The organism is Orrella sp. 11846, assembly GCF_048820935.1.
GTDB lineage: Bacteria > Pseudomonadota > Gammaproteobacteria > Burkholderiales > Burkholderiaceae_B > Algicoccus.
Genome location: NZ_JBMERD010000006.1, coordinates 1 through 12,645, shown reverse-complemented (window position 1 = coordinate 12,645; position 12,645 = coordinate 1). Strand labels below are relative to the sequence as shown.

The following is a 12,645-nucleotide window of genomic DNA, read 5'->3' as shown; positions in this document are numbered from 1 at the left end:
GTGCACAACAAATTTGGTATATCAGGCGGGCATTTGTAAAAGCCAGCGTTCAGATTTGTCTGAAATCATCCAGAATGAAGCATGCTGGCGGTATGCCAAAAAGGATATTGAGCAGAAATGGCATTAATTGTTCAGAAGTATGGTGGTACTTCGATGGGAAGTACTGAGCGTATTCGCAATGTCGCTAAACGCGTTGCGAAATGGCGAAATGCAGGTCATCAAGTAGTCGTTGTCCCTTCGGCAATGGCTGGAGAAACCAATCGTCTATTGGGATTGGCACGTGAAATTTCCGCTGCACCCGATGGTCGTGAATTAGACATGATTGCAGCAACCGGCGAGCAAGCCTCTAGTGGCTTACTGGCGATTGCATTGCAGGAAGAGGGTGTGCCAGCACGTAGCTACACGGGTTGGCAAGTCGGTGTCAAAACCGATTCGAGTTACACCAAGGCGCGCATTCGTTCTATCGATGCACAGCGTATTCGTGACTGCTTGGATGCGGGTCGTGTGGTGATTGTGACTGGGTTTCAGGGGATTGATGACGAAGGTCATGTGACAACGCTGGGTCGGGGTGGATCGGATACCTCAGCCGTAGCGATTGCCACAGCCGTGAAGGCTGATGAATGCCTGATCTTTACCGATGTGGATGGGGTGTATACCACCGATCCACGTGTGGTGCCTTCAGCCCGTCGTTTGAACGTTCTAGCATTTGAAGAAATGCTCGAAATGGCTTCATTAGGCTCCAAGGTTTTACAGATTCGTGCTGTCGAATTTGCAGGTAAATATCGGATGCCACTTCGTGTCCTGTCATCACTGACACCGCCAGACATTCCTATTGAACAAGAAATGCGTTCTGGCACATTGATCACTTTTGAGGAAGATGTACAAATGGAATCGGCCGTTGTTTCCGGAATCGCCTTTACCCGTGATGAAGGCAAAATTATGTTGTTGGGCGTACCCGACAAACCAGGTGTTGCTTCGATCATTCTCGGTAAAGTTGCCGATGCAAATATCGATGTGGACATGATTGTGCAGAATCAGTCTGTGGATGGCACAACAGACTTTTCATTTACCGTTCATCGCAACGATTTTCAGAAAGTTCAGGACCTTATGCGTAATGGAGTTGTGGAAGAAATCGGTGCTCGCGAATTGGTTGCTGATGAAGACGTTGCCAAGGTCTCCATCGTTGGGATTGGCATGCGTTCACACGCAGGTGTCGCAAGCCGTATGTTCAAAACATTGGCTGATGAAAACATCAATATTCAGATGATTAGCACCAGTGAAATCAAAACATCAGTGGTTATTAAAGACAAATATATGGAACTTGCAGTCCGAGCGTTGCATAAAGCCTTCGATCTCGAGACAGAACCGGTTTCTTCGTGATAGAATACCGTTCTTGAGTTTGGAGGCGTGCCCGAGAGGCTGAAGGGGCTCCCCTGCTAAGGGAGTATGTGGCTAATAACCGCATCGTGGGTTCGAATCCCACCGCCTCCGCCAGATTCAGAATCGCCGAGTACCTAACAGTCTCGGCGATTCTTTTTTCTCTTTCTATTACATACACTTACAGTCTTTTATAGTCCCTCTTGGTCTATGCTGGTATCGCTCAAGCCAATTGCTTTTGATGGTACCAATGAGGGTATGAAGGATTTAATATCATCATCCCGACTGTAAAGAAAATTGACACTGTTAAGCAAAAATAAAAAGCCTACAAGCTCAGTGTATCGTGCTTTATTTCAATGAGATTCTGCTCACGCGATCGCCTGTTGGGTCATCTTTGCCGCGTGATTTGTTGATCACGTATACCGTGCCTTTTCCATCAGTCGACAAGTGATTGGGGTAGCTGCCGCTTTTCAGATTGGCTACTAGCTTGCCGTCTAGCTTGATGGCAACGATGGAATCACTTGCGCGATTGACTGCGTAAGCGAGCTTATTTTTAGAGTCCCACACGACATTCAAGGGATTGGCGCCGATACGGACGGTGTGTAGAATTTTTCCTTCATTTAGATCAACTAACTGCAGGGTGTCGCTACCTTGTGAAGCCACAAAAAGGATGTTGACGTCTGAAGCGACGGCGACACCACTGGGTGCTTTGGCGCCTTCTAAGGGATAGATCAGTTCAACTTTGTGTGTCACCAAGTCGATGATGATGGCTTCGTTAGTGGTGCGACTGATGGTGTAGAGTCGGTTGCTCTTTGCATCTAACGTGAGACTCATGGGTCTGATTGCCTGGTTAGGTGATTTAGATGATCGGATGGCATTGGATTTTATTGGCTCAAGTGTTTGTGTATCAATGACAATAATTTCATTTGAGCCTGATGCCGAAATATAGGCTCGAAGCTTCGCGCTATCGACCGCGACATCGCGAGCGTGCGCAGCGATACCATTGGGGAATTGTTTGACGAGTGATAGATCGCTTTGTTTGTAGACTGCAACCGTGCTGGCGTGCGTATTGGTTACCCATACTGTACCTGCGTCATCGTCAATGGCTATGCCATAGACCGCCATAACTTGGTCGGGCTTATTGAGCGTATTTGGTGTTACCTTGGTCTCGATCTTGAGACTATCTGGATTTACTTTAATTAATGCTGATTGTTTTATGGGTGGGTGTCCTACCGCAGAGGTTACAAATAGGGCTTTGGATGCGGTGCTGTAGGCACTTTGATACAGGCCCGGTTCCAGATATTTGGTGAGGATGTCGAATTTATCCGCACCGCTGAATTTGATGTCAGGTGAAACCTTAAACTCGAAAACGCTGGCTGCTGATGGTTTAGCAACTTGTACGACCACCGGATGTACTCCCACCGCAGCGGTTTTAGGCACATTGATAGTGGTACTGAAATTACCTTCAATGTCAGCGGTGATCAACTTGTCATTGGAAATGTTTTGACTGCTACGTAACAGCTGGACTTCTTGTCCCGGTTTAAAGCCATGACCACGGACAATTGCCTCATCGCCAGGCCTGATTTTGCTGGTAGTAAGACGATGCCGCTGAAACTATCATCTGGTTGGTCGAAGATTGTGTCTGCGCACGTGACGCTGCTGGAAAGAGTGAAGGCGGCTAGCATGAGTGCTGTGCGTTTTAAGGTGATATTGCCCACGTTTTTCGTAGCAGCCCGTGTCTCAGCCAACAAACGCTGATCTGAGACGCGACGAGTAGATGAAGTATGAACAGATCGTTGCCAACCATAATACCCACTCTCACTGACTTCGAGGACTTTGCACATCGTACGAATGGCCCAACGATCCTTCATTTTTTGTATCCAGGCGTATTTTTCAGAAGGTCTTGCGAATAATACGCCGCGGCTTTTTTTGCGATGTCGCGCTCCACCTTGAGTTGAGCAACTTCCGCCCGCAGGCGGGATATCTCCATCTGTTCAGCAGTCACCTGATTAGCTTTTTCAGGGCGTGTGTCGGGCTCACCAAGCTTATGCTGACGGACCCATTTGCTTAGGGTACCGTTGGGAATGCCCAGCTGATCGGCTGCACGAGCAATGGATAAACCACCACTTAAGGTTTGTCGCACACACTCCATTTTAAATTCCGGTGTGTACTGTGCACGTGTTCTTAATTCAGACATTTCAGACTCCTTTCTTCTAATGTAACTGGAATTAAGAACTACGTTGTTGAGGGGCAAACTCAGGGTCAGGGGTAGTACATTGATTCATCTGTATACGGCTCATTGATGTACGTGTTCAGGGAGGACTACCACTCAGTGATTTCTATTTCAGATGGAGTTGGTTGATGTATTGAGCTTTGTGAAGTGTTCCAGTGCATGATGCGCAGCGCTGTGTAGCATTGGACCGTGGGAGATGCCTTCAAGAAGCTGAAGTGTGATCTTGTCGTAACCCGCAATTTGTGCACTAGTTAAAAACGTCTGTGCGAATGGCACAGTCGATATGCTAGGTTCACGTAGTGAGTCTGTAGTATCAGAGTGTGGTCGCCAGCGCTCTTGTGTACCCACGTAAACATGGAGTGGTGGACTGCCTTTCTGGCTCCGTGTCTGGTTCTGCGCAATGTTTGAATTCGCCATGAGAAGATCTAGCATATATGGCCAATACCACCATAAGGAAGGACTTGCCGAGTAGATATGACTAAACAATGGAGCAGCATTTAGCCAGCCATACAAGCTGAAAAGCCCTGCATAGGAATGGCCAAAGAGAGATACTGTCGCCCTTGAGACCGATGAAGGTGGTGCCAATCGTGGCAAAACCTCTTTTTTTAAAAATGCCAACAGTGCATCAGCGCCACCACAAAGCCAAGCACAGTTTCTGGGATCGTTTTGATGTCCTAATGGGCCAGATGGTGTGTAGTCATAAGCACGCCAAGGTGCAAGAATGCTGCGTTCAGTCACGCAGTACCCGAGGCTGGCAAACTGAACATTCGTTTGGGAAACAGTCTGAATGATTGGATCTAGCATTGAATCCAACCACTGACCATCCAAAAAGAGCAATGTGTTGATTGAAGTGGTTGGGTCAGGGTTGCTTGGACGCCAGATGCGCAAACGATATTCGCGGCCTACAGGATTGACCAGTAACTGCTCTGTTGTGAAAAACTGAGGCATTGTCGTCGGCCCTATTTAGTTAAATCCACCATATAAGTACCTTCCAGAGGCACAGTCAGAAAACGTTGATTGATTTCAGCTAAGGTGTCCTCGGCAGAAATGTCAGTAAAATGATTAGGGTGTATCCAACGCGCTAGGGCCTCAATAAACACAACATGCAGTGGCGAGTCATTGAAGGCGTGCCAAATACCATGAGCGTTTTCATGATGTATGGCGGGTAACACTTCAAGGTGGTTGCTAATGATAATGCGTTTTAAACTGACACGTGCATCATGGGTGCCTACGCCCGTCCCAATCGTAAGTCCTGTGCTGGCGCGTTTACCGGCGCCTGTGCCCGTTGCGATATAAATGGTTGGCTGGCGTGAATTGATATATTCAAAACTGAGTCGACCCGTCACGGTCTTAAGTACATCACTTCCGATGTTGTGGCCACCTGCATAGCTCACCATGTTGTTGAATGTGCCTGTGCCTGGTGAGTTGCAACAATCTGTGCTGCCGGCATGTGCGTGGATGAATACAGGCGGTTTATCATCGTCAGATACATTGAGCAGGCGTTTTTCGATGGCGGCCATGTGCGATTTGTATAAGGTGATGAAGTCTTCGGTGCGTTGCACCTGACCAATCGCTGCACCAAGTGCCCTCAGGCTAGGTACGGTGTTTTTCATCGGTTGAAGGAAAAAATCAATCACGATGACAGGAATGCCAGCGGCGTTGAACTGCTGCATCATTAAAGAGTCTTGGGGATCTTGTCCTTTGCCTATTCCAGCAAAGTTGGCTGTGAGTACGATAAGATCAGGTTCAAGCGCGATGGTTTGTTCAACTGAAAAACTGTCTGATGTGTGGTGCCCGACGATAGGAATATGGGCAATTTCGGGGAATTTTTCTAGATAGTTTTGATATTCATTGGAAAACGAGGTGCGAAATTCGTCTGACCAAGCTGCCAGAATGCTAACCGGATCAGGGTGAATCAGAGCCAGAACTGGTAGGTGACGTGCTTGTGTTAAAACAACGCGTTTAGCAGGTGCGTTGAGTGTGACGTTGCGTCCCATGGCATCCGTCACCGTGATGGTCTGCGCATTGACAATGATGCAGACCAGCGATAGGAGAAAAAGGGTGCAAGTGTGTGTGAATCTTAAAAGCATTTTTTACCTGACTGGGGCACATAGTCCGTCTATAAAAACTTGCAAGATGCCTTTGGAGCAAGGTTCTATCCGTGCCCGAACTCCATAGCCTTTGGCTAATAACTTAGGCGTAATGATCTGACCAGGTCGGCCTTCGCCTAGTAATTTTCCTTGTTGAATTAAGACGGCATAATCACTATGTCTTAAGGCAGTATTGAGATCGTGCAGCACAATGAGCGTTACCAGCCCATGCTCGTGGGTTTCTTTGCGCAGCAAATCCATGACATGAAATTGATAATTCAAGTCCAAGGCCGATAGGGGCTCATCAAGCAATAGCAGTTTTGGACGTCGTATTAAAGCTTGAGCCAGACCTACCAGTTGTTTTTGTCCACCGGAGAGTTGATCCAGATAATGCATGGCGAGATGCTCGATACCTAGGTGCTGCAGTAAGGACATGATTTGATTCAGATGTGTGCCACTGGCTTCAGTGGCGAGTGATGAAGCTTTAGCTGCCACCAGAACAGATTCCAGGACACGTAGATGGGTTGGGGCCGGTAGGGATTGTGGTAGGTAAACTACTTGTTGTGCTCTTTGTTCGAAATTGATTTTTTCTAAATCTGTGCCATTTAACCGTATAGTTCCCTGCTTACAAGTCAATAAACCTGCGAGTGCTTTGAGTAAGGTGGATTTGCCACTGCCATTGGATCCTAGTATGGACACGAGCGTTCCTGCTGGTACCGCTTTAAGTGCGAAATTAGGGATAATGGTTTGCTTCTGATGGATGACCTGTAGATGATTGATTTCTAGCATGGTCTTTAGTCGCTTTGGCGGTTTAAAACCACCGATAAAAAGAAGGGAACGCCAACAAATGACGTCACAAGGCCTACGGGTAGGATGATGCCGTTTGAAATATTCTTGGAGGCGATTGAGGCTAGTGACAGCACCATGGCACCGATCAAGGCACTCGCTGGGAGATAAAAGCGATGGTCTTCACCAAAGAGTCGGCGCGCGATGTGTGGTGCGATCAGACCGATAAAGCTAATCGTGCCAACAAATGAAACCGCTAAGGCCGCCAGTAAGCTGATGCGCAGTAAAGTGACCAAACGCAGTTTCTGCACATTGACGCCGAAGCTAAAAGCGCGGTCTTCGCCTAGGCGCAGAGCCGTTAGTTTCCAGGTATCCTTCATCGCTAGCGGCCATATCAAGGCCACGACTAGCATCATCACGCTTACTTTGGGCCAAGTGGCACGGGACAAGCTCCCCATGGTCCAGAACACCAGATCTTGCAGATCTTCGGCGCTCGCAACGAATTGCATCAGGGAAACCAAGGCATTAAACGAAAACACCATGGCGATCCCGAAAAGCACAATGTCTGAGCTGCGCATCGCACCCCAGCGTGCAGCAGTATCTAGTAGTAGGGCAGACAGTAGCGCGAACAGAAAAGCGTTGCCGCCTATCATCCAGCTATCCGGTAGACCCGGGATCGAGAAATCTAACACGATGGCTAGTGAAGCCCCGAATGCAGCTGCTGATGAAATGCCTAGGGTAAAAGGGCTCGCCAGTGGATTGTTTAAAATGGTTTGCATTTCAGCACCAGCCAATCCTAGCGCCATACCAACAGCTATTGCCATCATCGAATAAGGTAATCTGAATTCCCAAACAATGACGCGAATAGAAGGTTTTGCCATGGATGGCTGAAGCAATGTTTGGAATAAATCAGCCAATGTCAGCGCAGAAGGCCCTAATGTGAAATCGACTAGCGTGGAAAAGAAAATTACAAGTATGAGTGTTGCGATCATCCAGCAGCGAACTCTGAGCAATTGCTGGTATTGCTTGTCAGTCCGTTGTACGCTAGGAGCAGAAGACATAAAAAGTTTAAATAACAGTGGGTTACAAATAAATGGTCAAGTAGGATCATGGCGATGTGGCAGCAGGCGACAAACACATGCTTGATTGTGGCGATGTCATACGAGCGCGCGATTGAAAGTTTCCATCTTGGTGCTAGTTTCAGTGATTTCGTTATTAGGGTTAGATCCGGCGACAATCCCTGCGCCTGCATAGACTCGAAGCAGTGAGGGATGGGTCTGCATTGCACAACGTAGAGTCAGTGCCCACTCACCATCGCCATTCGGACGCTGCCAACCCACCAGACCCGCGAAATACTCGCGTTCAAAAGGTTCCAGATGCCTGATGTGCTCAAAGGCAGGCGCTGTCGGATGACCGCAAATCGCAGGTGTGGGGTGCAGTGCACATGCAACTTGAAGTGCGCAAACATTTGGATCGCGCAGGCGACCTCGGATGAATGTAGATAAATGCCAAAGCGTATCGGTGCCGATGACAGATGGGGTTAATGGTACGTCGAGCTCATCACAAAAAGCCTGCAAAATGCGTTTGATGGATGAAACGACGTAGGCATGTTCACGCAGATCTTTTTCGGAATGAGTTAGGTTTTCTTTTAGTACGAGGTCGAACTCCTGATTTGATGAACGACTTCTGGAGCCTGCAAGTGGATTGACGGAAATACGATCACCTTCACGTCTAACGAGCAATTCGGGGCTAGCGCCTATCATGATCGCCTTGGTTTTATTATTCTCAGCCCAAATCGGGAGTGCAAAAGTATATCCGTGCGGGTTCCGATGCAGTAGGTCTTGGAGTAATTGAGAGTATTCAGGAGGTTGATTGAGCTCAATATCAACCGCGCGAGCTAACACAATCTTTTGTAAAGTACCTTTGTCAATCAATGTCAGTGCATCACGCACCATGTCTGCATAAGCTTCGGGTTGTGGAACAAACGTACGTTCAAGAATTTTTGAATCAGATTCTTTTCTTGGATAAGTTTTTGATGGATTTGTGCTTTTTTTGGGTATGTCCGCACATTCATATGTCATTGGTACGGTGAAGCTAGCTGCTTGTCTTGTATCGAAGGGTATGAGCCCGAATAAGACGGGCTTATCAATGTGTTTCTGATGCGCATGCTCAAACAATGACTGTACTGTTGCAGAGCTTGCGGATTTAACTGTGGCTAGTACACCTTGGTCAAACCGGCTTCTCCATTGTGTGTTTGGTGAGGCAAAGAAGATGTCGCCTCGCGAAAAGTCCTCAATTAACCAGCGTGTGGTAGCTGCGAAACCTGTGATTGATGTCTCTGATTTTGCTCGCATATTTGATGTCCTTTAGAGGATATGTAAGGTCTAACCATAGGCTTTAGGGGCGTTAGAAAGGTCGTTTCTTAGTGCTTAAAAAACATGATGGCTTGTTTCAAGTAATGCTCATTTTCAGGGAGAAGTGTTAAGAAAAGATGCGAATAATAGCATTGATACGCATTCTCATTTCTATACCTCTAAGAATAACTTAAATTTTTTAATGAAAAAACTTAACTTATACTCTTGCGTTGTGGTGAATTTAGTCATGAGAATGCAGACCGTTTTAAGCTGAAAAGAGGTGTTAATCCGGTTGACTAGCGATTAAGATATAGCCCCATCCGCGTAAATTACGAAGAAGGACTGGTGCACCCTGAAAATTGAGTTGTAGCTTTCGGCGAATGTTACTGATGTGGGTTTCGATGCAACGGTCATAAGCTGATTGCACATGTCCTAGTGCATATCGTGCCAGCTCTCTGCGAGACACGCATTGACCTGGCGTACACATTAAACGTTTCAGAAGACGTTGTTCAGCGCCCGTAAGCGCAGTCTGCTGATCGTCCCAGTAGATGCTGTCAGTTGATGCCACGTAGGATAACGGACCGAATCGCAACATTTTTGTGTTGTTCAATTGCCCTGTGGTGCGTCGCAAAATGGCTTGAATACGTGCTTTTAACTCACGCGGACCAAAGGGCTTGGATAAGTAGTCGTCAGCCCCATTTTCTAGACCAAGCACTCGATCCGTTTCGCTGTCGTGAGCAGACAAGATGATGACGGGCTTTTGAGAGATATGGCGATATTGACGCAAGATTTCCAATCCGTTCATGCCCGGCAACATCAAATCCATGACTGTCAGGTCAAATATCTGGCTGGTAAGCATTTCGGCAGCGATAAGACCATCGTGGACGACTGTTACGTTGAAATGATCAAGTGATAAATATGTACTGAGCATTTGTGTCAGTTCCGCATCGGTGTCGGCAATCAAAATCTCAGGATGGATGGAGGGTTCTAGCATGGTGATGACGACCCGAGAGGGTGAGAATGAAGCAAGTTAAACTAGATGGGCAAGTAATACTTAATAAAAGTTATTTTAATCTCTGTGAGAATTATTCTCAATATATCTTTGTTCTAGTTTTGTGTGAATACATTGAATGTTGTGAGAGAGCCGAAAATCTCACGAAATGGTGGAATCAATCACAGAAAATACAACGTGTGTTGTGACGAAGTGTGGTGGTCATCAGACGGAATTGCTGGAGATAGAATAAGATTTCTTAAGAAAACTTAAGCTCATAATTTTGCAGATTGCATCCTATTAGAATCGACAGCCGCAATGATGGTGATAATCATTCTCAATATGGAAATTTGCAATGAAGAGAAATATGCGTCAAAAGACGGTATCGATTCTGATGCCGTCGGTTTTAAGCTTGATGGTATCCGGGGCTTTTGCGCAGGTAACGGAAGGAGAAGTTCCGACGCTAGATAGCATTACGGTGTTTGGGACGGCCGAGCAAGCGTTGCTACAGGCTCCAGGCGTTTCAACGATCAATAAGGAAGCCCTTGAACAGCGACCACCTGCGAATGATTTGGCTGAGATCATTCGAACTATGCCTGGGGTGAACTTAACAGGCAATAGTGCCTCGGGTGCGTACGGAAACAATCGCCAGATTGATTTACGCGGAATGGGCCCTGAAAACACTCTGATTCTCATCGATGGCAAACCCGTGCATTCGCGTGATTTGGTGCGCATGGGGCGTAATGGTGAACGTAATAGCCGCGGTGACAGTAATTGGGTGCCCGCTGAGGCTGTTGAACGCATTGAAGTTCTTCGAGGTCCCGCAGCGACACGCTATGGTTCGGGTGCTGCCGGTGGAGTCGTGAATATCATCACCAAGCGTCCCACCGACAAGTTGTCGGGCTCCGTCACTGTTTACCAGTCTATTGCCGAACATAAAGACGAGGGCGATACGCGTAGGCTCGGGTTCACGCTGACGGGTCCATTGTCAGAAAGATTGTCATTCCGCATGTTCGGTAATATCGCCAAGACAGATCCTGATTCCGTCACGATTAATCGACGTGCGGCCACCGGCAAGGTCACGCCGGGTGGTCGAGATGGTGTACGTAATAAAGATATTGACATGCTCTTGCGCTGGGATGTGACCGATGGGCAGGTATTAGAGCTTCAAGGGGGTTACAGCCGTCAGGGAAATTTGTACGCAGGCGATGTGCTGTTTGGTGGCAATGGCAAAACACAGGCATCACTGGCTGGGGGTGAAACGAACACGACGTACCGTCGTACAGTTTCTTTAACCCATCGTGGGGATTACGGCGATGGTAAAAAGTCGCGTTTAACATTTGCGTATGAGGGCACAAGCAACTCGCGCTTAAATGAAGGCCTAGCAGGTGGTTATGAAGGTACGATTAGCGATCCTAAAGCAGAACGGTCTGTCTCAGATCTTGCGAACTATACCGTCAATGGCGACTTCAGCATGCCGTTCAGTTTGGGTGAGGTTCATCAATTTGTGACGGTCGGGGGTGAATGGCGGCAAGAGTCAATGTACGACCCTTACAGCATGACATGGGCGCGTAAGCAATATGATAAGGGAAGTAATATTTTCCCGACCTTTAGTGACAAAGCAAAAGCACGGTCTTTTGCGCTGTTTGTAGAAGACAATATTGAAGTCACAGAGAATTTGTATGTGACACCTGGCCTGCGTTTCGATCATCATGATCAAGCGGGTTCCAATTGGAGTCCTAGTCTGAATGTGTCGTATTACCTTACGCCTGATATCACGATTAAAGGGGGGATTGCCCGTGCTTTCAAAGTGCCTAATCTCTATCAAACCAATCCTAGCTACGCTTATCTAACCCGCGGTAAGGGGTGCCCAGATGGTATTCCGGGACCGTGCTGGATTCTGGGAAACAAAGGTCTGAGTCCAGAAACGAGTGTCAACAAAGAAATTGGTATTGCCTATGATCGTGGTGGTTGGACTGCTGGTTTAACCTATTTCCAAAATGATTACCAGAATAAGATCGTGACAGATCTTGGTCTCCAAGGTGTTCCCCCTCGCGTGGATAATGCAGCGGTCTTTCAATGGGTTAACTCAGGTAGAGCAGTTGTAAAAGGGCTGGAAGGTAACCTGAATATCCCGTTAATCGGAGAAAATGGCAATACGCTGAAATTAATCAACAACTTTACATACATGATCAAAAACGAAAGCGTTGAAACAGGTCAGCCGCTATCAGTGATTCCTCGTTACACGCTCAATAGCACCTTGGATTGGCAAATCAACGAAAAATGGTCGGCTCAGGCAATGGCAACCTTCTATGGCAAACAGACGCCTCGCTCGCGTAACCCCAATGCTAATTCGGCTAATAATGCGTTAAAGGGTGCTGCACTCAATGTACGAGGTGCTTATGCATTATTCAATTTAAGTGTTGGCTATAAGTACGACGAGAACTTGTCCTTTCGGGTGGGTGTGAACAACTTGTTCGATAAACGTCTCTACCGTGAAGGTTCGCAGTCGATTAACGTCGGGGCGGCAACATACAACGAACCAGGTCGCTTCTATTACATGACCATGACTGCATCGTTTTGATTGTCCACTTTAATATACGTCTTGAAATCGTTGTTCATAGTGTTTGGACATGAACGAATACCGTGATTGGTCACGAGAACGGGCACGTGCAGCAGCGTCACCATGTGGTGTTGCTGCAGCCTGATGGCCTATGACGTGTCAGCCAACTGAAAAGAAACGAAATTACAGCAAATTTGGGACTTGACTCAGTGACAACACTAACTTTAGGTGGATCTATGGGCAAACCCTAA

General features: G+C 47.3%; 10 protein-coding genes, 1 tRNA gene and 1 pseudogene. 4 read left to right on the top strand and 8 right to left on the bottom strand.

Translation table 11 applies throughout. From position 1 onward, the window contains the following. The first annotated feature begins 117 nt into the window (after nucleotides 1-117). Nucleotides 118-1,380 (top strand): aspartate kinase, encoded by a 1,263-nt coding sequence (locus ACOI06_RS06215; RefSeq protein ID WP_420661674.1) that lies wholly within the window; start codon nucleotides 118-120, stop codon nucleotides 1,378-1,380. A 21-nt stretch (nucleotides 1,381-1,401) separates the two neighbouring features. Next, a tRNA-Ser gene (locus tag ACOI06_RS06210) sits at nucleotides 1,402-1,494 on the top strand. Nucleotides 1,495-1,725: 231 nt separating this feature from the next. Here ACOI06_RS06210 and ACOI06_RS06205 read toward each other — a convergent pair. The 8 genes from ACOI06_RS06205 to ACOI06_RS06170 form a co-directional block, all read right to left on the bottom strand. Next, entirely contained in the window at nucleotides 1,726-2,862 is a 1,137-nt protein-coding gene (locus tag ACOI06_RS06205) for a YncE family protein (RefSeq protein WP_420661673.1), read from the bottom strand. A 382-nt stretch (nucleotides 2,863-3,244) separates the two neighbouring features. Next, nucleotides 3,245-3,574, bottom strand: a complete 330-nt coding sequence (locus ACOI06_RS06200) for a transposase (protein WP_420661672.1) — start codon at nucleotides 3,572-3,574, stop codon at nucleotides 3,245-3,247. A gap of 147 nt (nucleotides 3,575-3,721) precedes the next feature. Further along, nucleotides 3,722-4,558, bottom strand: a complete 837-nt coding sequence (locus ACOI06_RS06195) for an alpha/beta hydrolase (RefSeq protein WP_420661671.1) — start codon at nucleotides 4,556-4,558, stop codon at nucleotides 3,722-3,724. Nucleotides 4,559-4,569: 11 nt separating this feature from the next. Beyond that, complete coding sequence (locus tag ACOI06_RS06190) at nucleotides 4,570-5,700, bottom strand: ABC transporter substrate-binding protein (RefSeq protein WP_420661669.1); 1,131 nt, start codon at nucleotides 5,698-5,700, stop codon at nucleotides 4,570-4,572. A gap of 3 nt (nucleotides 5,701-5,703) precedes the next feature. Next, nucleotides 5,704-6,489: an ABC transporter ATP-binding protein gene (locus ACOI06_RS06185; protein WP_420661668.1), complete on the bottom strand. Its 786-nt coding sequence runs from the start codon at nucleotides 6,487-6,489 to the stop codon at nucleotides 5,704-5,706. Nucleotides 6,490-6,494: 5 nt separating this feature from the next. Continuing rightward, entirely contained in the window at nucleotides 6,495-7,547 is a 1,053-nt protein-coding gene (locus tag ACOI06_RS06180) for a FecCD family ABC transporter permease (RefSeq protein ID WP_420661667.1), read from the bottom strand. Between the two features lie 96 nt (nucleotides 7,548-7,643). Continuing rightward, nucleotides 7,644-8,840, bottom strand: a complete 1,197-nt coding sequence (locus tag ACOI06_RS06175; protein WP_420661666.1) for an isochorismate synthase — start codon at nucleotides 8,838-8,840, stop codon at nucleotides 7,644-7,646. 283 nt (nucleotides 8,841-9,123) lie between these two features. After that, nucleotides 9,124-9,834: a response regulator transcription factor gene (locus tag ACOI06_RS06170; RefSeq protein WP_420661665.1), complete on the bottom strand. Its 711-nt coding sequence runs from the start codon at nucleotides 9,832-9,834 to the stop codon at nucleotides 9,124-9,126. Nucleotides 9,835-10,198: 364 nt separating this feature from the next. Between ACOI06_RS06170 and ACOI06_RS06165 the strand changes: the two genes are divergently transcribed. Both ACOI06_RS06165 and ACOI06_RS06160 read left to right on the top strand, forming a co-directional pair. Beyond that, a complete protein-coding gene (locus ACOI06_RS06165; RefSeq protein ID WP_420661664.1) occupies nucleotides 10,199-12,415 on the top strand; it encodes a FepA family TonB-dependent siderophore receptor in 2,217 nt (738 codons plus the stop codon). A gap of 59 nt (nucleotides 12,416-12,474) precedes the next feature. Next, nucleotides 12,475-12,549 (top strand): annotated as a pseudogene (locus tag ACOI06_RS06160) (M48 family metalloprotease); the annotation flags it as partial. Nucleotides 12,550-12,645 lie beyond the last annotated feature (96 nt).